Source organism: Phormidium tenue FACHB-1050, from assembly GCF_014696925.1.
Lineage (GTDB): Bacteria > Cyanobacteriota > Cyanobacteriia > Pseudanabaenales > Pseudanabaenaceae > Pseudanabaena.
The window spans coordinates 1-23430 of sequence record NZ_JACJQY010000054.1; the positions used below are offsets into that span (position 1 = coordinate 1).

Sequence of the window (23430 nt, forward strand, 5' to 3'; positions counted from 1 at the left end):
CTTGCTGCTGCATAGAGGTTAAGCTATCTAAACGATGTACCAATGCTTGGAGTTGCTCAATTTCTAATGGTGGTGGTGTCCAAAGAGCAGGTTTTAAAGCTACACAAAATCTAGCAATCACTTTGGCATCAGCACGGTCAGTCTTTGTCCGACTTAACTCACTCTTCCCAAAGGCTTTGGGAGGTGATGGATTAACAATACTGACTTTGTACCCTGCTTGTACTAAGAACCTAGCTAAAGCATTGCCGTAAGTGCTGGTGGCTTCCATACAGCCATGTAAATTTGTGACACCTTGAGTATTTAGCCATTCTTGTAATTCAGCAAATCCTTCGGGATTGTTGGCAAATACTTTGCTTTTAATTTTGGCGTTACCTTGGATTAAAGCAACATCAAATTTGGCTTTACTGATATCTATTCCTAAAACATCATTTACTTCATTGTTATTGTTCATCAGTGGTTTCAGTCCTCTTGCTAGATTTGTCCATCAAGCAATCAGTGGTATTGATCTATCCTTGTGAATGCAGGTTTACCCATTGGGCGACCTCTGATACTGTCCAGTCTTTACTTGTTTCCACTGTTTAAGCAGAGACGACTCTATCTACATTACGGGCTTGGTGTCCCTAGGGGCTGCTCGAGTTTATCTCTGCCTTTGCTTGTTGGATTGTAGTAAAGATTTTATCCTTTACTTTTCTTCCTAGATACAAGGGGCTGCGCCCCCGCCAGCCCTAGACTTACGCCATCGCAAGAATTCCTTCCACGCAACATCAGTTAAAAGTATTCCTTAGTCCACTTCAGTGGACTTGAGCTTTTAGACCGCACTTGAGTGCAGGGCTTGATATTAAGTCTGGGTATTAAATGAAGCGAAGAAACTTTTTGTAAATTACCATCGTCCTTGAGTGCATTAACGTAATATGTTGCAGACAACCTAAAACATCAGACCAAATTTAGACTAAGTATTTAGATTAAGTCCGAGTTGAATTTGTCAGAATATCTAAAGATACGATCTAAACATTGCTAACTACTTATAGCCTGATATTTTCGGGGAAATTTATGAACCGCTCTTTGAAATTTATATCCGTATCTCTGTTAACAGCATTGATCACCGCCGCCACAGTGATGCCTAGCTTTGCCGCAGATCCATTCCGCTCCCAAAATGCTAGGGCGATCGGCAGCGAAACCCAAAAAGCCTTTGAGTTAATGTTCAAAGATGGAAACTATACGGCGGCTGTAAAGCAGTTAGATTTAGCTGTAAGAACAGAAGCAAACGAGCCACTGTTATTCGCTTTACGCGCTTCCACCTTCTATGCCAGAGAAGACTACTTAGGAATGCGAGTTGCTGGACAGCGTGTTCGATCTAATGCCGAAGCTTTGAAGGGTAAAGATAACCTCAGAGCTTATATCTACTTGGCGGCGAGTGACTTGATTGAAGCAGGATATATTGTCAAAACTGAAGGCGTATCCAGTGCACCTAAGGCTTTGCCACTAGTGCAAAGCGTTTTTGACAATATCCAAAAAGCCAAGGATATTTCTCCCAATGATCCTGAGCTAAATTTGATTAAGGGCTATATTGACATGCTAATTGCATCAGTATTACCTCTGTCAGACCTTGAAACAGCTTTGGAAAGCCTCAAGCAATATGCAGCGCCTGATTATCTCAAATGGCGTGGCATCGCTCTAGCCTATCGTGATGCTCGCAAGCCCGATCTTGCTCTAGATGCAGTAAACAAAGCCCTTACCTCTGCTCCCAATAATCCAGAACTACATTACCTAAAAGGACAAGTGTTATGGATGCAAAGCGACAGCAATATTCCAACCGCCAAGAAGCAATTTGAGCTTGCTCTAAGTAAGTCTAAGCAACTCAATCCTAGCCTGCTAGACGAGATTCGTGGACAATGCCGCAACATCTCTGGCGGTGTAGCTTGTCCTGAAAAATAAACAGTAAAGGCGGCGCGAAGCGCCGCCTTTACTGTTTTGGATTTCCAAGCAAGGTATTATAAAAAAGTAGGGTCAATTCATGAATTGACCCTACTTTTTTATCCAACGCAAAAAGAAAGCAAAAAACTCATGGCGCAAGACATTAAACTGATCGTGGTAGATATCGATGGCACGATTAGTGGTGATGCCAATCAGGTCAATGATGCAGTTAAGCAAGCGGTAAAAGCGGCTCAGGCAAAGGGTGTCAAAGTGGCGATCGCTACGGGTCGAATGTATCGCTCGGCGGTACGATTCCATGAATTGATCGCTTCAGATATGCCATTGATTTCCTATCAAGGCGCATTCATTAAAGATCCTAAAACCGATGAATTAGTTGGGCATTGGCCAGTTGAACTCGGACAAGCGCTCTCTTTGCTCGATGATCTAGGAGAATTTGCGACTAATGATCAGCTTTCGATTCATATTTACGTGAATGATGAACTCTACGTTCGGAAAATGACAGCCCAAACTCAAGCCTATGCCGAACGCTCTAAAGTTGGAGTCACAGTAGTCGGTGATTTGCGAGAATTCCTCACTAGTAAAAATACCGATCATCCACCAACAAAGATTCTTGCTTTGAGTGATACGGCAGAACTGGTGACCGAAATGCTTCGAGTTCTCAAAGATCGTTATACACCTCAGCAACTCTATCTCACTAAATCTGTAGCTACTTTCTTTGAAGCGACTAATCCGATCGCTAATAAAGGAACTGCGGTTAAACATTTAGCTGAGAATATCTTGGGATTTGATCGCTCGCAGGTTTTAGCGATCGGCGATAATTTCAACGATTTAGAAATGATCGAATATGCAGGTATTGGCGTAGTTATGGGTAATGCTCCTGAAGGTTTAAAACCTCTTGGAGATTGGGTTGCCCCAACTGTTGAGAATGATGGAGCGGCTGTAGCGATCGAAAAATTCGTGCTATAAATTCTGAATCAAAGAGTGCTTTAGCACTCTTTGATCATTAAAATCTAAGGCGATAGTTATGCTAGAACCTCAAGCAATTGTAAATCAACGTTATCAGCTAGAGCGTCAACTTGGGCAAAATGCAGGTCGCGAGACTTGGCTAGCCAAAGATTTGCAGAAAGAGAATGAATTGGTGGTGGTCAAGTTATTGGCTTTCGGAGGTAATGTGCAATGGGAAGATCTAAAGTTATTTGAACGTGAAGCCAATGTACTCAAAGCGCTAGATCATCCACGTATCCCCAAATATCGCGACTATTTTTCGATTGACGATCGCTCATTGTGGTTTGGATTGGTACAGGAATATATTCAAGGGGATTCTTTACGCGAACATATTGCTAGAGGAAATAAATTTAATGAATCACAGGTTAAGAAAATTGCGATCGCGGTTTTAGAAATCCTGATCTATCTCCATGAACTCAGTCCTCAAGTTCTGCATCGCGACATTAAGCCTAGCAACTTGATTTTGAATGGAACTGAAGGAGAAGAACCAAACATTTATCTAGTGGATTTTGGGGCAGTGCAAGATAAAGCATCGGCTGAAGGTAAATCTTTCACTGTGGTGGGAACCTATGGCTATGCACCAATGGAGCAGTATGGTGGTCGGGCAGTAGCCGCTTCTGATCTCTATGCATTGGGTGCAACGCTGATTTATTTGCTAACGGGAATATCACCTGCGGATCTGCCACAGGATGACGAAGCCAAGATCATGTTTCGCGATCGCACCAGTGCTAGTCGTGACTTTGTGGAATGGATTCAGACCTTAGTAGAGCCATTACTGAAAAAACGTTATGCATCGGCTCAAGTTGCTTTAGAAGCTCTGGTTAAGCCTAAACCCAAAATACAAGCAGAGCAGGTTGTTCCACATGTCCAATCGGTTAAGAAGAAAGTCATTAGAAACTATGCTCCAGAAAACACCAACATTCAAGTTGAAGAATCAGAGCATTATCTTCAGATTTTAGTCCCTAATAAGATCCTATCAGCTATTTTTTTCATAGGAATAATATCGTTAATCACTTTGTTCTTTGGTACAACATTAGTCCCCTACTTGCTAATAAACAGACTTAACCCCATAGTTGTTGTAATTCTATTAACGATTGTCGGATTGATCTTGAGCAAGCTTTTAAAACTTCTCACCACATCTAAATTTGAAATTAATGGACAAGAAGTCATCTTAAGTCGCTACATATTTGGTAAGTGCTATTGGCGTGACCAACAGACTTGCAGTGGTTCCATTTACGTTGAACCAAATTGGAGCATGATGCGAAACAGATTGAACAACAATCTATTTGGCTGGTTGGTGTGGATAAGTAGTGAGAAAAATGATGATAACTCGCTCAAGTCCAATGTCAAAATACATATCCAAGATGACACTTATTTAATATCTGCCAATGAGCTACGACCAACCGAAGTGATGTGGTTAATGGAATTGATTACTAATTTTAAAAACAGTCGTTCTTTAATATGAGATATCTTTTATGACTACCCTTCAGCCTCAAGAGATCGTTAATCAACGTTATCAGCTAGAGCGTCAACTTGGTCAAAACGCAGGTCGCGAGACTTGGCTAGCCAAAGATTTGCAGAAAGAGAATGAATTGGTGGTGGTCAAGTTACTAGCTTTTGGTGGCAATGTGCAATGGGAAGATTTAAAACTATTTGAACGTGAAGCCAATGTACTCAAAGCGCTAGATCATTCACGTATCCCCAAATATCGCGACTATTTTTCGATTGACGATCGCTCTTTGTGGTTTGGATTGGTACAGGAATATATTCAAGGGGATTCTTTACGCGAACATATTGCTAGAGGAAATAAATTTAATGAATCACAGGTTAAGAAAATTGCGATCGCGGTTTTAGAAATCCTGATCTATCTCCATGAACTCAGTCCCCAAGTTCTGCATCGCGATATTAAGCCTAGTAACTTGATCTTAACTGGAGATGAAGGAGGGGAAAGAAACATTTATCTGGTGGACTTTGGTGCAGTGCAGGATAAAGCGTCGGCTGAAGGTAAATCTTTCACTGTGGTGGGAACCTATGGCTATGCGCCAATGGAGCAGTATGGTGGTAGAGCAGTTGCCGCGTCCGATCTTTATTCCTTAGGTGCGACGTTAATTTATTTGCTAACAGGTATATCACCTGCGGATTTACCACAGGATGATGACGCACGGATACTCTTTAGCGATCGCACCAGTGCCAGTCCTCATCTTTTGCAATGGATTCAAAAATTAGTAGAGCCGACAGTCAAAAAACGCTATGCATCGGCAAGAACTGCTTTGCAATCTCTAACTGAATCCATCCAAATTTTTACTCCTCAGAGTAAACCCACTCCATTAGAACCGATAAAGCAATCTAGTCCTGCCAAATCCAAGCAATTTCCTAGTTATATTCGTCATTCTTTTCCCCCAGACAACTCTGACATTCAAGTTTCAACTTCTGCAACTTGCCTCAAGATTACAATTCCTCCTAAAATCTTGACCGCAGTTTTTATGTGGGTATTCTTAGGATTAATCATTGTCTTCGCTCATCCTATTTTGGGAGCTATTTGGAGCAATGTTTCTATGTATTATCATAACTCTTTTAGTTTCTATGTCATCTTTGGGTTATTGGTAATGATATTTGGTGGATTGATACTTAGATTTACCATAGGTTTATTAGAAACAGTAACTCTAAAAACAACTGAAACAGAAACTTTATTTGAGAAGTCGCTGTTTGGAAGAACTTCTTGGCAAATTAAACTGCCAACTACCGATTTTCAAGGGGCAGAACCAAAGTGGCGAATGATTGAGAAACGTAATAGTGGAATTGTAGATGATTTAATTTGGCTAAGTAGTGATCATAATGAAGACAATTCCATAAAAGTAAATGTACTTTTGTGGTTGAATGGAGATAAATATCCTTTAGCAAATAATGATATTAGGTCAACAGAAGTTAGTTGGTTAATTGATGTAATTGAGGAGTTCTTATATTATATTAGGAGAAAATAATGCAGCGATCGCTTTTTAAACACTTTAAATATTTGCCTATCTCTTGTCTTTTGGCAATTGCGATCGCTGGTTGCTCTAATCCCTTTGCCACGGCAAATGTACCCGATCAAGTCCGAATTGGAACTTTTAATCTAGGCAATTTTGATGGAGCGAATACTCCCAAATTAGAAGCAGTAAGCCAAATTATCGAACGTAATTTTGATGTAATCGGCTTACAAGAAGTTAGTCCATCGGGAGCCGAAAAACTCAAGGAGCAGTTGAATAAAAGTAAACAATGGGAATTTGTCTTAGGAGATACGGGCAGTAAACAAAGAGTAGCTCTGTTCTATCGCAAAGACTTGATCTCGGCTCAAAAGGTGACTGAATGGCAAAAGGTGAACATCACAGGGACTTTGCGATCGCCGCTGGTAACCTTTGTGAAAACAGGCGCAAACTTTGACTTCACCTTAGTAATCGTGCATCAAAAAGGAGGTGGAGGAAAAGAAGCCGATCGCTTACGCCAAAATCAAAGCGATCGCTTGCGCCAAGAAGTAGATAACTATCAACAGAATTCACAATCTGATCCCGATTTAATTCTAGTCGGTGATTTTAATAGTCCAACTTGGGCTGACCAAAATCGAGGTTTACGGGATGCACCACTGACTTTCTTGACTAGAGATATTGAAACGGGCAAAAAGGAGAACTGCTTAAAAAAACGTGGTCAGCCTAAAACTCCCGATGGTCGTCCACGCTATACCAATCGCGGCACTGGTTGCGTCATCGATCATATTGCGATTTCTAAAGCGCCCAAAGGTGCAGAAGAAGAATACATTTCTCAATCAGTACAGATTCTCGATCCGCAAAAAGATTTGGGATTTGATAGCGATCGCACCTATTTTGCGAAAGTATCCGATCATTTGCCCGTGCGAGCCATCTTTCGCAGTAAATAAAAAAAGCGGCGCAATGCGCCGCTTTTTTTATAGTCCCGAAGGTAAACCTGTGGGTTTGCCCTTAATACTGGTGACAATCCTGCCCCAGCCTGCTTCACCGCCACCATCCCAAAAAATTTGCTGCATGACATCATAGCCATAGGGATCGTAAGCGCCACCAACACCAACGTCATAACTATCGCTAGCACCATGACGAGTGCCGTACGGATCATGTACAAGCCAAACTTTTTTGGCAGGATCATGCCCGACGATTACGCAAATATGACCGCTCCCTTTGTAGGCAAATCCGACAACTACAGGGATATTTGCTTTGAGTGAAAGCAATACATCTTTAGCTGAGAGAGAATAACTGAAATAAGAGTTAATGCCAAGTTCTTTTAAAGCCCAAGTTTGAGCATCATGATCGGTGGTATCCCCAAACTTACCCACCAGTCGCATATAGACTGACTCTGGTTCTGGAAATCCCTGTGCTTTCGCCATCGTTGTTAAGGCTCCATTTAACACAAAGTCAGCTAGCATCGCATTACTAGTTGTGTTGCACTGTCGCCAACCAGGTCCAAAAATTGCTTGATCGTTGTCTAGTTGTGAACAATATTTAACAGGTAACTTGATGAGCTGATTGACATCTTCCCCTTCAACTTTGACATGAGGATCGTAGGCATAGACCTTTTGGAGTTGGGATTTGCCATCTAGTGCTGGAAAGGGTGAGGCTAGAGTCAAGAAAATATGTTGATTGCGATCAGGGCTATATTCAGTAACAAAAAATGTTTGCCCTTTTTTGATAAAGATTTTCTCGGAATCGGCTAAATCTGTGGAGCCAAGCAGTTTCTTTTTGAGAAAAGTATCCGCTTCGGCGATCGCTTTGGGCATAGGACAACCTCGGAATAAATGCGATAACGCTATAAATCATCGCATATCGTCATCTATAAATTCAAGAGAGAGTGGCGGCGCTTCGCGCCGCCACTCTCTCTTAGGTTTTTAAAGCACAAAATGGCTACGCCATTTTGTGCTTTGGTTTAGTATAAATATTGGGTAATCTCCTTGGGGGTGTTAGCGATCAAATCGACACCATGCAGTTTTAGCTCCTCTTCAGTGCCATAACCATAGGTCACACCGATCGCTAAGAGCTGATTTTTCTTTGCCCCAATCGCATCATGGGAGCGATCGCCAACCATCACTGTTTTTGCAGGAATCAGATTTTCGGTGAGCAGAATATGCTGAATTAGCTCTGCTTTGTCACTGCGAGTGCCATCTAATTCACTGCCATAAATGCCATCAAATAGAGAAGTCAGCGCAAAATGCTCAATAATCCGCTTGGCAAAGACATGGGGCTTAGATGTGGCAATGTAGGTTTGATAACCTGCGGCGCGAATTGATTTGAGAGTTTCAGGGATTTGGGGATAGAGTGCATTTTCAAATAAGCCTACTGTGGCAAAGCGATCGCGATAAAGGGTAATGGCGCGATCGATCAACGCTTTATCGTTAGTTTGCAGCAGCTTCGCAAAACTGACTGTTAATGGGGGACCAATACACCAGAGGAGTTGCGCTGTTTCTGGTGATTCATAGTCAAGTTGATGCAGAGCATATTGAATACAGGTAGTAATCCCAATTTTGGGATCGGTCAAAGTTCCATCTAAATCAAATAACACTGTATCCATCATGCTGTCATTTTATCAAATTATAGCAATGCAAAAGTTAGAGAGAACAAATCACAAAACAAAGTAGCGGTGCTTCGCACCGCTACTTTGTTTTTTTTAATCAGTGCAAAGCGCTTGCTATAAATAAGAATCTCGGCAAAGTCTATCCACAGCTTTTAGTATGGTTGGTAATCGATGATCGCCATGCATTTTTTTAATACAACCTCTTGCTTCAGATTCATCAACACCGATCGCCGTTACAAATAATGGTCGATTACTATCACTTCTAAACACCTCAGTTTCTGAAGGAATATCTTGAAAACGACTTTTCGCCACACCGATGATTGCTACTTTCGCATTAAGTGCATTGTACAAATGAAGCCCTAAGCCTGCTTTTTGAGAGCGATCTAGATAGACGTATCCATCAATCACAATTATCTGGGGAAGTTTGGGAAGTTGTTCTAAAAGCAGCAAAATAATTGGTAGTTCGCGTTTGTAGAACTCCCCTGGTTGATACTCCTCGACCTGATCAGTTTGAGCGATAAATGTGCTGACAGGGACAGGATCTTCCCAATCATTAAAGGCAATTCCAGCCGCTACAGCCTTCCCCTCTCGATAATCCACATCAACCGCAAATATCATGTCACCATACCGTCTATGTCTTTAATCATCCATAGAATAAGTTTAATATTCAAAAGCCTAATCACTTTGCAAGGATGCAAATGGTGGTGGATTTACCCTTGCCGCGATCGCCCGTCACCATCACACCACCAATTTTGGATTGATCGCATTTAGCAACGGGTTTTCTAATATAGCTTTCGCCATTCTTGTTAGGACATAAACCTCAAATAGTGTGAGGCGGCGCTTCGCGCCGCCTCACACTATTTGAGGTTTGATTTGTCCTGATACAGGTGGCTAATACCACAGCACAAAATGGCATAGCCATTTTGTGCTTTTAAAACCCTCACTGGGTTTGGCTTTTAATTCCCAAAAGTGTGGCAACACTTTCGAGAATTGGTATAAAAACCCAAGGATTAGCAGCGCGGCGCACCGCTAATCCTTGGGTGGGAAGGGAGTATGTAAAGCTGTTCACCCCAGTTAACCCCAAAATTCAACTATAAATTTGACATTTATCGCGAGATTGCGATCGCACTGTACATTCAGAAGGTAACAAATCTGGGTAAAATCTGGATAGTGTCAAGTAAATTTAGTGCCAGTTAATTTAAAAACTCATATGCCAGAAGATAACGCTAACGAACCGCAAATAACCCAATCGGCTAATGAAGCAGTATTTAACGAGGTGCTAAAGAGTATAGACATCGACCCTGCTTTACTTGCTGAACTCGGTGAAGTTACAAATGATCCTGAACAGGCGATCGATACAGCGATTCGTCAATGGTTGCAGCGTCGAGCGATCAAAGAAGCAGATCGCTCCCGTCCCCTAACGATGAATCCCGTTGTGCCACCTCGCGGCGAGTGGAATGATTAGGAAAAAGCCTAATACGCTGATCCCAAAAATTTATGGATGAATTTTGGTCTCCAGACAAACTGCTCTTGATGATTGGACTTTTTCAGTTCGGACTTATCCTTATGATGTTCATGATCCTCAATATGAGCAAACTCCAAGCAAACAAAAATAATCTGAATTCAACTGATGCAGTAGCAAATGCTTCAGCAAATAGTGAAATAAATCTTAGTCAGACTCTCCCCGATCCCATTAATCAACCTTTGCCATCTGCCTCAGAATCCATCACCGAGACTAATCAAGCCAATCCACCAGCAATCGATCTGACCGATGATCTCGTCTATAAAGTGGACATTGCCCCAGAATTACTAACTGAGCTACTGGAAATATCCAACAACCCTGCGGCGATCGTCGATGAAGCGATTCGATGGTGGCTGAGACGACGCAAAGTTGATTCGCTGGATTCAGGGCAACGTCATCGCCGCTATCCAGTAGGTATCAGCGCCAAAAGATCATTACAAGATCAGTGGAATGACTAGAGGTGTCAGCCCCAAATTTGCCTCTACCCATAAATTCGCCCTTTGATGCTGTTGTTGGTCAAAGCCAAGCGATCGCCTTGTTAAAGGCCGCGATTCAACGCGATCGCATTGCTCCTGCTTACTTATTTGCGGGTACAAGTGGCGTGGGACGTAGCAAAACTGCCTCGGCATTTGCCGAAATTTTATTAGGCGATCGCAAATCTACTAAGCGATTAAGCGATCGCAATCATCCTGATTTGCTGTGGGTAGAGCCAACCTATTTAGACAAGGGCAAAATGCTCACGGCAAAGGAAGCCGACGCAGCAGGACTCAAGCGCCGCGCTTTGCCCCAAATTCGGATCGAGCAAGTGCGCGAAATCAGCGAATTTGTCAGCCGATCGCCCCTCGAATGTCAGCGATCGGTGGTAATCCTCGAAGAAGCGCAATCGATGGCGGAGTCGGCTGCTAATAGCCTGCTCAAGACCCTCGAAGAACCGCTGTATGCCACCATAATTTTGATCGTTCCCGACGCTGGTTCGATTTTGCCAACTCTTGTTTCGCGCTGCCAACGCATCCCCTTCACAAGACTGAATCAAGCGCAAATGCAAGAAGTCCTCACCCGTGAAGGTCATACGGATATTCCGCCCGAAGTAGTCGCCTTAGCACAAGGATCGGCAGGACAGGCGATCGATTCCTTTGAACGTTTTAAGAGTATTCCCGCCGAGTTATTAACTTCTGTACGCCAAATTCCTCAGGATGCCAAAAGTGCCATGGCGATCGCCAAACAAATTACCAAGGAGCTAGAGGTGGATTTGCAATTATGGCTGATTGATTATTTGCAAAATTATTTTTGGGAGCAGCAAAGATCGAAGTCAGTTTTGCAACACCTCGATAAAGCAAGGGAATTGATTGCGCGTTATGTGCAACCAAGACTAGTTTGGGAAGTAACTCTCCTCCAAATTGCAGGAAAGATCTAAATTAACAACTGAGTTTGGAAGTATAGCCTTAGCGCATCAGTTAGCTGATCTAGTGGGGCAAGGCGATCGCGAGAGGATGATAGAATTTATTGAGACAGTTTTGCTTTACAAGTTTCCCCAAATGAGTCGAGAGGAGGTTGAAGCGATGTTTACATTAGGTGATCTCAAGAAAACAAGGGTTTATCGGGAGGCAAAGCTTGAGGGCAAGCTTGAAGGCAAGCTTGAAGGCAAGCTTGAGGGTAAGCTTGAGGGTGTAAAAATCGGGACACAGCGCGGTCAGGTTTTGGGACTAAAGCAGTTTGCGGTAAAGTTGCTGACGCGGAAGTTTGGTAAGGTGACTCTGAAGACGGTTAAGCGTTTGGATAAGCTATCGGCGGAGCAGTTGGAGGAGTTGGCGGAGGCGGTGTTGGATTTTGAGAAGGTGGCGGATTTGGAAGCGTGGTTGAAAAGTAGAAAGTAAAAAAAAGGCGAAAGAAAAAAATGTATGGTCATCACAGCCGCAAAACCCTATAGCTTAGAAACATTTCTAGAACTACCTGAGACCAAACCCGCCTCAGAATTTATTAATGGACAAGTCACTCAAAAATTTATGCCGCAAGGAGAACACAGTCGGTTACAAGTTAAGTTATGCACAAACATTAACCAAGTTGTTGAAACTCCAAAGATTGCCTATGCTTTTTCGGAATTACGCTGTACTTTTGGGGGAGCCTCGATCGTTCCTGATGTTTCCGTATTTCGTTGGGAGAGAATTCCTCGCAAATCATCAGGACGAGTGGCTAACCGTTTTGAAATATATCCTGATTGGGCGATCGAGATACTTTCTCCCGATCAGAGACAAAATAAAGTGATAGCTAATTTGTTACATTGTGTAGACCATGGAACGGAGTTAGGTTGGTTGCTCGATCCTGAAGATGAAAATATTTTGTTAGTGTTACCTGAACATCGTATTCAAATTTTGGAAGGTTCTCAAACTGTACCTGTCCTCAGTGGAATTGATTTAAGTTTAACGGTTTCCCAGATTTTTGAGTGGCTAAGTTTTTAGTAGCTGCATTTGCTCGTTTTGGCGATCGCATTACCGTTTGGCGATCGCAGTGATATGCATAAATGATGGCGGTAATGCTTCACCCCTACGATGATTTTTCCTTCTTCCTTGAAAACTGCATATGGTCGGATCACTTGATATATATGTATAATCCTGTGCACGCAAATCAGTGATATGGCTATGAATCTACGCTCTCGCTACGGACTGTCGTTGTCGGCTATTTCTCTGATTGTTTGTCCTTTGTTGGTGGCTGTTGTAACTTTTCCAGAGATTGTTTTTGGAACTGAGGTGCGATCAAGTCTGGTGACTCAGGCAACAGGAGATCGTCAAGTAGAAGCAGATCAGTTCTTTAGTCAAGGAACTCGATTATATCAAGGTAAGCAATATCAAGAATCCTTATTAGTGTTGGAGCAAGCTTTACGAATCTATCGCGAGATCAAATATCGACAAGGTGAAGGAAAGGCTTTGGGGGTTCTGGGACTTGTTTACAGCGATCTTGGCAAATATGATAAAGCAATTGAATATCAACTGCAAAGATTAGATGTAGCACGGGAACTCAAAGATCGACGAGGTGAGGCGACAGCACTACAAAACTTAGGTAGCGATTACAATTCTCTCGATAAATATGAGAAAGCGATTGAATACTACTTGAAAAGATTGGACATCACACGAGAACTCAAAAATCGACAGCTTGAGGAACAAACACTGGGAAGTCTAGGTCGGGCTTACTATTCACTCGGCAAATATGACAAGGCGATTGAGTGCCATTTGCAAAGCTTAGAAATAGCAAGAGAGATCAAAGATCGAATAAGTGAGGGACAGTCCCTCGGAAATCTGGGAAATGCTTACTATGCTCTCGGCAAATATGACAAGGCGATTGAGTTTCATTTGCAACACTTAGCTTTATCAAGGGAAATCAAAAATAGAGATGGAGAAGGCGTTGCGCTTGGGAACTTGGGAATTGTTTACCGAAATCTCGGTAAATATGACAAGGCGATTGAATTCCAGTTACAAACATTAGCAATCACAAGAGAAATCAAAGATCGCAGGGGTGAGGGACAGTCCCTTGGAAATCTGGGGAATGCTTACTATGATCTCGGCAAATATGACAAAGCGATTGAGTTTCATTTGCTAAGCTTAGCAATCTCAAGGGAAATTAGACATCTTATAGGCGAGGGACAATCGCTCGGAAGTCTGGGAGGTACTTACAATGCTCTCGGCAAATACGACAAGGCGATTGAGTTTCTGTTGCAAAGATTAGATATAGCGAAGGAACTCAGAGATCGACGGGGTGAAATGTATGGGCTTAATAATTTAGCTGTTTCCTACGATAGACTAAATCGAGATAGAGAAGTAATGATTTCTTTGCAACAAGCATTGACCATTGCTAAAGAAACTGGTGATAGAAGTCTTGAAGGTTTAGCTCTTGCAAATTTAGGCAATATCTTATCTAAAGCCAAACGCCCCGAACTCGCAATCACCTTTTACAAACAATCGATCAACGTCCGCGAAGCGATCCGCAAAGACATCAAAAAACTCGACAAAGACCTCCAACAATCCTATTTAGCCACAGTCGAAAAAACTTATCGCGACCTCGCTGACATCCTCCTCCAACAAAACCGCATCATCGAAGCCCTGCAAGTCCTCGACCTCCTAAAAGTCCAAGAACTCGAAGACTACCTCAAAAACATCAAAGGCAGCGACAGATCCGCACAGGGAGTCAGACTATTAGCACCAGAAAAAGCTCTTAGCGATAAGCTGTTAACTATTAGCTTTGACAATAGCAAAGAAATCAACAATCATCTAGCTAATCAAATCCAACAACTTCCCAAATCCGAAATCAACAAAGTTCCCGACTATCTCAACCAGATCCCGCAGGGAACCGTCTTACTCTATCCATTCATCTTAGGCGACAGACTCGAAATCATCCTCTTTTCACCCAACAACCTCCCCATCCGCCGCACCACCATAATCTCCAAAGACCAATTAGAAACCTTAATTAGTGACTATAGAGTAGGACTCCTTGATCCTAGCTCCGAAGACTTCAGAGAGCCATCACTCCAACTCTATAACCTCCTGATTAAACCCATCGAAACCGAACTCGTTCAATTCAACACAAAAACTATCCTCTATGCCCCTGATGGACAACTGCGTTACATTCCCATCGCCGCACTCTACGATGGCAAACAATTGTTAGTTGAGAAATACCAGATTAGCAACCTCATCGCCTACACCCTCTCCGACTTTACACCCCAACCCCAAAACGCACCCAATATACTCGCAGGAGCCTTTGGTGGTAAAGCTGGTGAGAAAAAGTTTGGACAAACAGCCTTACCCGCAACCGTTAAAGAAGTTCAAGCGATCGCTAACTCCTTCAACAACTCAGTCACCCTCATCGAAGAACAATTTAGCCGCCAAGCCATTGAGTCCAAATTTAAAAACCATAATATTCTCCACCTTGCCACCCATGCCGAATTTAACACTGGTGCGCCAGACAACTCCTTCATCATCTTCGGCAATGGCGACAAAATACGTCTCAATGAAATTGCTGATTGGCAGATGCCCAATATCGACTTGATCATTCTGAGTGCCTGTCAGACAGGAGTAGGCAAACTCGGTAGTGGTGTAGAAATCTTAGGCTTTGGCTATCAAGTGCAAAAGGCTGGCGCAAAACAAGCGATCGCCTCTCTTTGGAAAATCGATGACAATAAGACAAGTGTACTGATGACAGCATTTTATGCAGAACTGAGCAAAGGTGATGTCACTGTCACCGAAGCATTGCGACGCGCTCAGATGTCACTGATCAAATCCAAGGATTACAATCATCCCTTCTACTGGTCAGCATTCTTTGCGATCGGTAATGGATTATGAAGCAAAAAGTGCTCCAATGTTAGAGTATTAGGACTGTCTCTTCTTGTTGGCTCTCGAATATGGTTAACACTCTTCCCCAACAGACGACTAACGACATAGAAACGGACGACTGGACTCCACCCATGCCGCCCACAGACTTAATATTTGATGATGGAGAGCCATTGGAAACTAATCAACATCGGGTGGCGATGAATGTGTTGATTCGCTCATACCAACAATATCGAGGTGAGTCCACCGACTTTTATGTGGGTGGCAATATGTTCATCTATTACAGCACTACCCAAGTTAAAAATCGTGATTTTAGAGGGCCAGATTTTTTTGTGGTCTTGGATGTAGATGGACAGCGAGATCGCCTTGGCTGGGTGGTCTGGGAAGAAGAAGGTCGTTATCCAGACACAATTATTGAACTGATGTCTCCTAGTACGGCGAATGTCGATCTCGGACTAAAGAAGCAGTTATACGATCGCGTGTTTAGAACGCAAGATTATTTTGTTTATAACCCCTTTGAGCCTAATTCTTTACAGGGATGGCATCACCGAGATTCCTATCAAGCGATCGCGCCAGATGAACGCGGTTGGCTGTGGTGTGAGTCATTGGGTCTATGGCTAGGTACTTGGGAAGGGACAATTGACCGCGAGACTTTAACTTGGTTGCGCTTTTATGATGCATCGGGAGCATTAGTGTTATTACCAGAGGAGGCTGAGGCTCAACGGGCTGAGGCAGAAAAGCTCAGGGCCGAGGCAGAAAGACTCAGGGCTGAATCAGAGATGCTCAGAGCTGAGAGGTTAGCGGCTCGCCTAAGAGAGTTGGGTGAAGATCCTGATAGTTTGTAGGGGCACTAAGCCTTAAGACAAGGTAAAAGTAAAAAGGTAAAAGTAAAAATATATGGTCATCACAGTAGCAAAACCGCATAGCCTAGAAACATTTCTAGAACTACCTGAGACTAAACCCGCCTCAGAATTTATCAACAACAAAATTAGTCAAAAACCGATGCCACAGGGTAAACATAGTCGATTGCAGTCTAAATTTAGTGCCTACATTAACCAAGTAGTTGAAGAGCTAAAAATAGCCTATGCATTTACAGAATTACGCTGTACTTTTGGTGGCGCTTCAATTGTGCCTGATATTGCTGTATTGCGTTGGGAGCGCATTCCCCGTGATCCTGATGGACAAATAGCTAATAAAATTTTGACCTATCCTGATTGGACAATTGAAATTCTCTCACCCCGACAAAGCCCCAACAAGGTTTTAGCAAATATATTGCACTGCATTGAAAATGGTACAGAGTTAGGATGGATGCTCGATCCTGAAGAACAGAATATTTTTGTCATATCTAGCGATCGCCGCATTCAAATGTTCACAGGAGAGAAGTCTGTACCAGTTCTCAGTGGAATTGACTTAACTTTGACAGTTACACAGATTTTTGATTGGCTCAGTTTTTAAGACTCAAGCAAAGCCCAAAGTAGAATTGCGACGCAAAGCGTCGCGACTCTATATAGCAATGTAAGTTTTGCTTAGGACATCAAACCCAAGAAGTGAGGGGCGGCACTTCTCGCCTCCCCTCACTTCTTGGGTTTTGATTTTTGTCCGAGATATCTCTTACGTTGCTATAGCTATAGAATGGACTATAAACCAATGCTCTAGCAAACCATTCCATGTTCACCTTCGCACTGCCCAAAGGCTCACTATTAAAAGACTCAATCCGCTTACTCCAAGGAGTAGGACTTGACTTTAGTGTTTTTCTTGACCCTGCAAACCGTCAACTGCAAATTTTAGATCCCACAGGAACAGCTAGAGCCTTGCTGGTCAGAGCGCAGGATGTGCCTGTATATGTGGAATATGGACAAGCCCAAGCGGGCATCGTTGGCGAAGATGTCTTACGTGAAAAAACGCCAAAAGTTGCCAAATTACTGGACTTAGGCTTTGGTGGCTGTCGGATGTCGATCGCAGTCTCAGGGGAGAGTCGCTACCGATCACCCTTAGATCTCCCACCCCATAGCCGCATTGCCTCTAAATATGTCGGATGCGCCCAGACCTACTTTGACAGCATCGATTTACCTGTAGAGATTATTCCTCTGTATGGCTCCGTTGAGCTGGGTCCCATTACAGGTATGGCTGAGGCGATCGTTGATTTAGTCTCGACAGGCAAGACGCTCAAGGATAACGGACTGATTGAAATTGAAGTTTTATATCAAAGCACAGCACGATTGATAGCCAATCCACTTAGTTATCGACTCTATAGCGATCGCTTTAGCAAACTGATGAGCCAAATCCAAGTTCCTACCTAAGCAAAAAAGAAGCGTTTCACGCTTCTTTTTTGCTTAATCGGATAATTTTTGCCATGCCGATCTCGCTGCTTTTTGGATGCGACTGACGGTTTTAGAGACTTTTTTCTCTATTTTTTTCTCGACATTCTCTAAAGCCTCATTCACCGACTCCACCGCCCAGCTATCAAATTCCTCAAGGCGATCGCGTACTGAGTCAACCTGTTTGTCAACATTTTTATGGGCTTTTTTAAAATTTTTGTCATACTGCTGTTGAGCGACATCAACAACCGTATGCAGGGTTTTTTCGATCTTGTGCTTGATATCTTTTGGTCTTTCTTTCGATTTTTTGGACATCGTGTTAACTCCTGCGTGATGCAATGCAAAAGTATGAGTTTCATTTATCATATCGCTATAGCTTGAGTAGCAAGTACAGCCATGACACAAGATTTTAATGAAGATTTCTATCAACAGGGGTTGGCAAAGGCACAATCAGGCGATCGCTATGGCGCTATACAGGCTTTTAGCTGTGCGATTGCGGCTAATGCTCAATTAGCTGAAGCATACTATCAGCGTGGTTTAGTCCTTTTTGATTTGGGCGATCGCCAAGGTGCGATCGCCGACTATGACCAAGCGCTCAAGCTTAAACCTGAGGCAATTGATGTATATATTGCTCGTAGCATTACCCATATAGCGATCGCGAATATTAGCGGCGCACAGGCTGACATTGCCCAAGCTCTAGAAATCAACCCCAAATCAGCGATCGCCCATCAACTACTAGGCTTGACCTATAAGCAACAAAATCAAGTCGAAAAGGCGATCGCTACTTACAAAAAAGCTGCTAGTTTATTTTTAGAACTTCGTGATGAAGAAAATTGTCGCCGTTGCATCGAGAGCTATAAACCGCTAGAAGCTTTATTACCGCCATCAACGGAAGATCTATTTGTGAATGTGCAGCAAAAAATTGACAAGAGCGACTATACAAACGCCCTAATCGATCTCAATTGGCTTTTACAAATTGAACCCAAAAATGTGAAGGCATTTTGCTTGCGGGGCTTAGTTTTGGGGAAATTAGGCGATCCTCAAAGTGCGCTCAAAGATCTTAATCAAGCACTATTTCTAGAACCTCAAAACCCAGAAGTTCGCATCGGTCGGGGCAAAATCCGTGTGGAAATTGGGGACGCGCAGGGAGCGATCGCTGATTTTAATGAGTTAATCCGCGAGTATCCCAGCAATAGTGAAATTTATAGCCATCGAGCTAAAGCCCATCTCAAGCTCAAAGACTATCGCACCGCAATTGAGGATTTTTCGCGATCGCTAGCTCTTAATAATCAAAGTCCTCAACTTTATTGCGATCGCGCCGAGGCAAGATATGACTTTGGCGATCTCAAAGGGGCGATCGACGATTACCAACTTGCGGCCAATATTTGGTTTAACCGATCTCTCATGGAGCGCTATCAGTATGCCCTCACGCGCATCAATCTCTGGCAGTCGGAACTGGAAAAGCAAACCCAAGAGCAGAAGCGTCAACTTGCCAATGCTGCGGCTACTGTAGACCTGATGCAAATGCCAAGTTTAGAATTACAACAGCGTTTACTCGGTTTAGTCGGCGGTAATATGGCGATCGCGCAGCGCCTCATTGACATCGCTAAACAAGAGAGTCCAAATAAGCCCGAAGCTTGGTATTGGCAAAAAGTGGTTTTCGATCTAGAAAGCGATCGGCAGTAAAAAAAGGTTGCTTTGCAACCTTCCTTGATATAAAGCCCTCAACGGGATTTGAACCCGTGACCTTTCCCTTACCAAGGGAATGCTCTACCCCTGAGCCATGAGGGCGTTTTTTAACGCTTTGTAATTATGACACAGCAGCGCACATTTTTTACAAGCCCAAAAAAATATTTTTACTAGGCTAAAATAGCTCCTTGTCTGATTAAGTATATGCTCACTTTTTTATGAATACAACAAAGGCTTTATACGAAGCTGACTTTAATCTTTGGCTGATAGAAACTGTAAATCTATTACGCAAAGGAGATGTTGGGAAATTGGATTTGGAGAATCTTGCTGAAGAAGTTGAAGATATGGGGAATAATCGCAAAGATGTTTTGGGAAGTAATTTGATTAGGATTTTGCAGTATCTTCTCAAATAGAAATATCAATCTCAAAAGCGAATTAATAGCTGAAAAGCATCGATGATTAAAATTGTATAGAACCTTAGGGGTTGATCATTTGCGCCACAATTTTTATACTCTCTGCCATCATCTCGATACGCAAATGCTGAGCCCTTTGCGCTTTCACCAATAAATTGTCCCTGCGTTGCGAGGTTAGGGCTTAGCATTCCCGAATTAAGGTGAACTGAAAATTTATGGATTGCTACGGGAATGCTAAGCCCCTACAAAAAATAAAAACAGCCTTGGAAATATTCCAAGGCTGTGAAGAAGGGAGTGTAAATGAAGAAGGAAAATATGCAGGTCTATTGAACCTTACGTTGATTACTGTCTAGCACTTTCTGAGTTTCTGGACCTGGTTGATAGGTGTAACCCCAAGTTGCATCCTGACTATCATCAATAATGCGAGGAGTAACGATAATGATTACTTCATTACGGACATTGGTATTAGTTTCCTGGCGGAATAATGCACCAATAATCGGCAAATCTCCCAAGATTGGTACTTTGGTTAAAACTTGACGATCTGAGTCTCGGATAACTCCAGATAGTACAAGAGTTTGACCATCACGGATGCGAACTTGACCAGAGTTAAGAGTTCGCTTAGAGACCAGACCTTGAGAAGTTACGATACCTTGGACTACACCTAGCGGCTGAGTTGAAACCAGCGCACTAACACTAGGGGAAACAGAAAAGTTAATAAAACCATTATCATCAATGCGTGCAACGGCAATATTTAAAGTTAAACCTACTGGTTCAGTAGTTACAGTTTGCGTCGGGAATGTAGAAGTAGTTCCATTTGCATTTGTAATAGAAGTAAAAGTAACTGTATTTGACTTTACGACATCTTCAGTTAGAGCAACTGTTGCCGTTTCGCCTTCTTGAACCGTTAAGGTTGGGTCAGTAATAACCTTGGCATTGCCACTGCTTACAGAAGCATTAAGTGTTGCAAAGAGCCTTTGCGGTAGGTCAACAATAGATGGAATAGAATTTGGAGCATTAAAATTCAGTCCAAGGACTCCAGACGTTGATGAAATAGATGCACCTGTTCCACTGCCATCAGTGTTACTTGCGTTAAATCCAAAAGCTGTTCCAACTGTTTGCCCTTGCTCTAGACGGACTTCTAAAACTCTTACATTGACAGCAACTTGACGCTTACGCAAATCCAGACGAGCAAGCTGTACTTCAGCAAACTCGATTTGTCTTGGAGAGCCAATCAATGTAAGTGAGTTACCTCTCTCTTCTGCAATTACTTGTAAGCCTTTAAGTAACTGAGTAGCTCCAGATTCGGGAGTAATTGCTACGGTTTCTAAAGTAGGCACTGACTCAGTTGGGACAGTTACAACTGTTGCTGTTGCTGCGGTCCCAACAGTTGCAGTTTGTGCGCCTGGAATTGGGCGTTGACGGTTGACAACACGAGAAGCTCCTAAACCAATTAGATAGGCTGATGCTTCACCAACAGTAATTTGGTTGAGTCGATAGCTCTTAGTCGTTAGGTTTTTTAAAGTCACAGGAAGCTTTGTCGCCACAAAAATGGTTTGTCCAATTCGATTTGCTTCTAGTCCAGTGATTCTCAATACATTATTGAAAACATCTTGAGCAGTTTCATTCTCAATCGAAAGACTAACTGGTTGTTTTAAGCCTGAATTACCAGTTGCCGCAGGAGCAGCAGTACCAGTAGTAGAAGGAGCGTCAGCGGAAACTACACTCAATCCAGCGACACGACCAATTAGGGTCAGAACCTCGATCGCAGGAGCATCACGCAAAGTGATTCTTGGTACACGTTCAGCCGTACCAAGCTCAACAATATCAGCACGAAGCTTAGAAGTAGTTGTGGCGATATCACCAACAGGCGGAGTTTTTAGTTGGCGGAACGGCGGGACAACACCAGGTACACGACCAGGTAACTGTGGAGTTACAGGATTTGCAACAGGTGGCTTTGGTGTATTTGGAGTAGAGCTTTGAGCAACGCGGGTCTTACCATCAGCATTAGTGATAGTAACTTTAGGCTCAAATAGTGGCTTGCCAACAGAAGAGCTAGTGGTGTTTTGAGCAATTAAAACTCGCTCAGAATTAGAAGCATTTTGACTATTAATGACTCCAACTTCAGAGGAATTAGCCCCAGAGATCGTACTAGCTTGCGTTGCTGAGGGTTGCATCTCTAGGCTAAATACGAGGCTATCAGAAGTATCTTGGCGCTTGATCAAATCCTTCAGCAGTTCTGGATCATTAGTCGTAACCCGAATTTGCACCTTATTCGCCGCATACTGCGTTGCCTCGATCGCCATAATTCCTGGTGCAGGATTCGCCTTCGCATAGCTAGCATTACCATTGCCTAATTGCAACTGTGCGCCATTTAATACCGCTACCCATGCCTTGCCTTGCTTGGTATAGGAGACTTGGGGGCGATCACTACTGGCAAAGTTTAAAGTGAGGTTGAGGCGATCGCCTGCCACATCTGTATTGATGTCAGTAATCCGACTCGCCACCGCCACTACATCAGTTTGATTTGCAGAAATAGGGCTTTGGGTAGCATTTTGAGCGTGACTAGGCGCGATCGCCAAAACCTGTGGACAACTCGCAGCAATCAGAAACCAGCAAGCCAGAGACTTACCATTCCAATTCCCATTCAACCTATCATTCAACTTAGCATTCATAATTACACTCCTCTTGTTCCGTGACGGAACTCAATACACTTAATCTTTGTAGTAAATCTGTAGGAACTTGAACATGTCCTAAATCAAAGAACGACATAACCAAGACAGAATTGACGCGATTATGGTGCGAGATTATACCATACTTTGTCAATTTCAAATCAAAAAAATAATATGTCTGTAAATTAGGACAATCAGTAATCAGTGCATTAGCAAGGGGCTTAAGCCCCTTGCTAGTATTTATTTTGGTGGTGCCGCCGCCGCAGCCGCCGCAGCCTTAAGCTCCTCTTCAGTTTTTGGCACAAAAGCTTGCAGAGTAAAATCTGCTCCAATTAATGGCGGTAAGCTATCCAAAATTTCTTTTTCTTTGCCAGCAGCGATCGGGCGTGAAAACTTAAAAGTAGTAGTTGGTAAAGCCTTCTTAGTTAGTTTTAAATCTTTGACAACTAGCAAAGGTCTTAACCGCTCAATTCTCTGAATTGTATTTAACACATCTTCAAACTTGCCATCAAAACCAACCGTAAAGGAATAGGTATTATACTGCGCTCCTATAACTGGTGCAGTGGGTTGAAAAGTCCTTAGAGTTCCAGCTAATTCATAGGAAAAATCTGGAGGCAAAGCAATTACAATTGTTTTGGGAATTTGCTCTTGTATATCGCGGATTAGCGTATCAATGTTATCTACACTTGGCAAAAGTGATAACACAAATTTATTCTGCTGATTAGCCGCCTCAATTCTTTGAGCAATATTGCCTTTACTGGCGACTTGCCCTTCCAACGTTGTAACGTTGGTTTTTTTCTTTGAAATATTTTGTTGTCCAGACTGCACTGAGTCCCAGAGTGGCATTACATAGTTACTAGCCACATAAGCTGCCAGCGCAATACCGCCAACTCCGATCAAGATTCCTAAAATCTTTGAAGTAAAGGTAACCCCAAATAGAGTTACACCACCTCCAACCTCTTCAATTCCTGAAGCAGCTCCAACGTTTGTCAT

Annotated in this window: 24 protein-coding genes and 1 tRNA gene; 16 read left to right on the top strand and 9 right to left on the bottom strand. The window is 42.9% G+C overall.

Translation table 11 applies throughout. From position 1 onward, the window contains the following. Positions 1-451, bottom strand: a 451-nt coding sequence (locus tag H6G05_RS22005; RefSeq protein WP_190581589.1) for an IS110 family transposase, incomplete at its 3' end; no start/stop codon positions are given. Between the two features lie 599 nt (positions 452-1050). Here H6G05_RS22005 and H6G05_RS22010 point away from each other — a divergent pair. The 5 genes from H6G05_RS22010 to H6G05_RS22030 all read left to right on the top strand — a co-directional run bounded on the left by H6G05_RS22010 (position 1051) and on the right by H6G05_RS22030 (position 6850). After that, positions 1051-1935, top strand: a complete 885-nt coding sequence (locus H6G05_RS22010) for a Sll0314/Alr1548 family TPR repeat-containing protein (protein WP_190581590.1) — start codon at positions 1051-1053, stop codon at positions 1933-1935. A 129-nt stretch (positions 1936-2064) separates the two neighbouring features. Beyond that, positions 2065-2901 carry a Cof-type HAD-IIB family hydrolase gene (locus H6G05_RS22015; protein WP_190581592.1) on the top strand — a complete coding sequence of 279 codons (837 nt, stop codon included), beginning with the start codon at positions 2065-2067 and terminating at the stop codon, positions 2899-2901. Positions 2902-2959: 58 nt separating this feature from the next. Then, a complete protein-coding gene (locus H6G05_RS22020; protein WP_190581595.1) occupies positions 2960-4405 on the top strand; it encodes a serine/threonine protein kinase in 1446 nt (481 codons plus the stop codon). 10 nt (positions 4406-4415) lie between these two features. Next, the gene (locus tag H6G05_RS22025; protein ID WP_190581596.1) at positions 4416-5921 is read left to right on the top strand and encodes a serine/threonine protein kinase; all 1506 of its coding nucleotides are present in this window, start codon (positions 4416-4418) and stop codon (positions 5919-5921) included. Then, a complete protein-coding gene (locus tag H6G05_RS22030; protein ID WP_190581599.1) occupies positions 5921-6850 on the top strand; it encodes an endonuclease/exonuclease/phosphatase family protein in 930 nt (309 codons plus the stop codon). Before H6G05_RS22025 ends, H6G05_RS22030 begins: the two co-directional genes overlap by 1 nt. 27 nt (positions 6851-6877) lie before the next feature. Here the strand turns inward: H6G05_RS22030 and H6G05_RS22035 are convergent, their stop codons facing one another. From H6G05_RS22035 to H6G05_RS22045, 3 genes are all read right to left on the bottom strand, one after another. Next, positions 6878-7720: a C39 family peptidase gene (locus tag H6G05_RS22035; protein ID WP_190581601.1), complete on the bottom strand. Its 843-nt coding sequence runs from the start codon at positions 7718-7720 to the stop codon at positions 6878-6880. A 146-nt stretch (positions 7721-7866) separates the two neighbouring features. Continuing rightward, a complete protein-coding gene (locus tag H6G05_RS22040) occupies positions 7867-8511 on the bottom strand; it encodes an HAD family hydrolase (protein WP_242025743.1) in 645 nt (214 codons plus the stop codon). A 114-nt stretch (positions 8512-8625) separates the two neighbouring features. Then, positions 8626-9129: an endonuclease V gene (locus tag H6G05_RS22045; RefSeq protein WP_190581603.1), complete on the bottom strand. Its 504-nt coding sequence runs from the start codon at positions 9127-9129 to the stop codon at positions 8626-8628. 592 nt (positions 9130-9721) lie between these two features. Here H6G05_RS22045 and H6G05_RS22050 point away from each other — a divergent pair. The 5 genes from H6G05_RS22050 to H6G05_RS22070 are packed head-to-tail and all read left to right on the top strand — an operon-like array spanning position 9722 to position 12489. Beyond that, entirely contained in the window at positions 9722-9976 is a 255-nt protein-coding gene (locus H6G05_RS22050) for a hypothetical protein (protein WP_094529921.1), read from the top strand. A gap of 32 nt (positions 9977-10008) precedes the next feature. Beyond that, positions 10009-10491, top strand: a complete 483-nt coding sequence (locus H6G05_RS22055; RefSeq protein ID WP_190581605.1) for a hypothetical protein — start codon at positions 10009-10011, stop codon at positions 10489-10491. Positions 10492-10493: 2 nt separating this feature from the next. After that, the gene (locus H6G05_RS22060; protein WP_322096419.1) at positions 10494-11447 is read left to right on the top strand and encodes a DNA polymerase III subunit delta'; all 954 of its coding nucleotides are present in this window, start codon (positions 10494-10496) and stop codon (positions 11445-11447) included. Then, positions 11431-11907 (top strand): DUF4351 domain-containing protein, encoded by a 477-nt coding sequence (locus tag H6G05_RS22065; RefSeq protein WP_199310727.1) that lies wholly within the window; start codon positions 11431-11433, stop codon positions 11905-11907. Before H6G05_RS22060 ends, H6G05_RS22065 begins: the two co-directional genes overlap by 17 nt. A 24-nt stretch (positions 11908-11931) precedes the next feature. Continuing rightward, the gene (locus H6G05_RS22070; RefSeq protein WP_190581607.1) at positions 11932-12489 is read left to right on the top strand and encodes a Uma2 family endonuclease; all 558 of its coding nucleotides are present in this window, start codon (positions 11932-11934) and stop codon (positions 12487-12489) included. Here the strand turns inward: H6G05_RS22070 and H6G05_RS22075 are convergent. Continuing rightward, positions 12486-12623 (bottom strand): hypothetical protein, encoded by a 138-nt coding sequence (locus H6G05_RS22075; RefSeq protein WP_190581609.1) that lies wholly within the window; start codon positions 12621-12623, stop codon positions 12486-12488. The two genes, H6G05_RS22070 and H6G05_RS22075, sit on opposite strands and share 4 nt — an antisense overlap. Positions 12624-12669: 46 nt before the next feature. On the opposite strand from H6G05_RS22075, the gene H6G05_RS22080 reads away from it, so the two are divergent. The 4 genes from H6G05_RS22080 to hisG all read left to right on the top strand — a co-directional run bounded on the left by H6G05_RS22080 (position 12670) and on the right by hisG (position 17648). Next, the gene (locus tag H6G05_RS22080; protein ID WP_190581611.1) at positions 12670-15360 is read left to right on the top strand and encodes a CHAT domain-containing protein; all 2691 of its coding nucleotides are present in this window, start codon (positions 12670-12672) and stop codon (positions 15358-15360) included. Positions 15361-15419: 59 nt separating this feature from the next. Beyond that, a complete protein-coding gene (locus H6G05_RS22085) occupies positions 15420-16193 on the top strand; it encodes a Uma2 family endonuclease (RefSeq protein WP_190581613.1) in 774 nt (257 codons plus the stop codon). Between the two features lie 52 nt (positions 16194-16245). Beyond that, the gene (locus H6G05_RS22090; RefSeq protein ID WP_190581615.1) at positions 16246-16803 is read left to right on the top strand and encodes a Uma2 family endonuclease; all 558 of its coding nucleotides are present in this window, start codon (positions 16246-16248) and stop codon (positions 16801-16803) included. Between the two features lie 212 nt (positions 16804-17015). Next, the gene (gene hisG / locus H6G05_RS22095) at positions 17016-17648 is read left to right on the top strand and encodes an ATP phosphoribosyltransferase (protein WP_190581617.1); all 633 of its coding nucleotides are present in this window, start codon (positions 17016-17018) and stop codon (positions 17646-17648) included. A 33-nt stretch (positions 17649-17681) separates the two neighbouring features. Here the strand turns inward: hisG and H6G05_RS22100 are convergent, their stop codons facing one another. Beyond that, positions 17682-17981, bottom strand: coding sequence for a hypothetical protein (locus H6G05_RS22100; RefSeq protein ID WP_206756224.1), 300 nt, complete (start codon positions 17979-17981; stop codon positions 17682-17684). 81 nt (positions 17982-18062) lie between these two features. On the opposite strand from H6G05_RS22100, the gene H6G05_RS22105 reads away from it, so the two are divergent. Further along, the gene (locus H6G05_RS22105; protein WP_190581621.1) at positions 18063-19352 is read left to right on the top strand and encodes a tetratricopeptide repeat protein; all 1290 of its coding nucleotides are present in this window, start codon (positions 18063-18065) and stop codon (positions 19350-19352) included. 33 nt (positions 19353-19385) lie between these two features. Here H6G05_RS22105 and H6G05_RS22110 read toward each other — a convergent pair. Then, positions 19386-19457, bottom strand: a tRNA-Thr gene (locus tag H6G05_RS22110). Positions 19458-19573: 116 nt separating this feature from the next. Between H6G05_RS22110 and H6G05_RS22115 the strand changes: the two genes are divergently transcribed. Further along, complete coding sequence (locus H6G05_RS22115) at positions 19574-19768, top strand: DUF29 domain-containing protein (protein ID WP_190581622.1); 195 nt, start codon at positions 19574-19576, stop codon at positions 19766-19768. Positions 19769-20091: 323 nt separating this feature from the next. On the opposite strand, the gene H6G05_RS22120 is transcribed toward H6G05_RS22115, so the two are convergent. Beyond that, on the bottom strand, positions 20092-22440 hold the full coding sequence (locus H6G05_RS22120) for an AMIN domain-containing protein (RefSeq protein ID WP_190581624.1): 2349 nt from the start codon (positions 22438-22440) through the stop codon (positions 20092-20094). A 237-nt stretch (positions 22441-22677) separates the two neighbouring features. After that, a complete protein-coding gene (locus H6G05_RS22125) occupies positions 22678-23430 on the bottom strand; it encodes a hypothetical protein (protein ID WP_190581626.1) in 753 nt (250 codons plus the stop codon).

Coding starts and splice junctions, on each gene's coding strand:
- H6G05_RS22015 (WP_190581592.1), top strand. CDS start 2,065: ATGGCGCAAGACATTAAACTGATCGTGGTAGATATCGATGGCACGATT.
- H6G05_RS22070 (WP_190581607.1), top strand. CDS start 11,932: ATGGTCATCACAGCCGCAAAACCCTATAGCTTAGAAACATTTCTAGAA.
- H6G05_RS22035 (WP_190581601.1), bottom strand. CDS start 7,720: ATGCCCAAAGCGATCGCCGAAGCGGATACTTTTCTCAAAAAGAAACTG.
- H6G05_RS22100 (WP_206756224.1), bottom strand. CDS start 17,981: ATGTCCAAAAAATCGAAAGAAAGACCAAAAGATATCAAGCACAAGATC.
- H6G05_RS22090 (WP_190581615.1), top strand. CDS start 16,246: ATGGTCATCACAGTAGCAAAACCGCATAGCCTAGAAACATTTCTAGAA.
- H6G05_RS22105 (WP_190581621.1), top strand. CDS start 18,063: ATGACACAAGATTTTAATGAAGATTTCTATCAACAGGGGTTGGCAAAG.
- H6G05_RS22080 (WP_190581611.1), top strand. CDS start 12,670: ATGAATCTACGCTCTCGCTACGGACTGTCGTTGTCGGCTATTTCTCTG.
- hisG (WP_190581617.1), top strand. CDS start 17,016: ATGTTCACCTTCGCACTGCCCAAAGGCTCACTATTAAAAGACTCAATC.
- H6G05_RS22050 (WP_094529921.1), top strand. CDS start 9,722: ATGCCAGAAGATAACGCTAACGAACCGCAAATAACCCAATCGGCTAAT.
- H6G05_RS22020 (WP_190581595.1), top strand. CDS start 2,960: ATGCTAGAACCTCAAGCAATTGTAAATCAACGTTATCAGCTAGAGCGT.
- H6G05_RS22025 (WP_190581596.1), top strand. CDS start 4,416: ATGACTACCCTTCAGCCTCAAGAGATCGTTAATCAACGTTATCAGCTA.
- H6G05_RS22055 (WP_190581605.1), top strand. CDS start 10,009: ATGGATGAATTTTGGTCTCCAGACAAACTGCTCTTGATGATTGGACTT.
- H6G05_RS22115 (WP_190581622.1), top strand. CDS start 19,574: ATGAATACAACAAAGGCTTTATACGAAGCTGACTTTAATCTTTGGCTG.
- H6G05_RS22085 (WP_190581613.1), top strand. CDS start 15,420: ATGGTTAACACTCTTCCCCAACAGACGACTAACGACATAGAAACGGAC.
- H6G05_RS22045 (WP_190581603.1), bottom strand. CDS start 9,129: ATGATATTTGCGGTTGATGTGGATTATCGAGAGGGGAAGGCTGTAGCG.
- H6G05_RS22030 (WP_190581599.1), top strand. CDS start 5,921: ATGCAGCGATCGCTTTTTAAACACTTTAAATATTTGCCTATCTCTTGT.
- H6G05_RS22010 (WP_190581590.1), top strand. CDS start 1,051: ATGAACCGCTCTTTGAAATTTATATCCGTATCTCTGTTAACAGCATTG.
- H6G05_RS22125 (WP_190581626.1), bottom strand. CDS start 23,430: ATGACAAACGTTGGAGCTGCTTCAGGAATTGAAGAGGTTGGAGGTGGT.
- H6G05_RS22040 (WP_242025743.1), bottom strand. CDS start 8,511: ATGATGGATACAGTGTTATTTGATTTAGATGGAACTTTGACCGATCCC.
- H6G05_RS22120 (WP_190581624.1), bottom strand. CDS start 22,440: ATGAATGCTAAGTTGAATGATAGGTTGAATGGGAATTGGAATGGTAAG.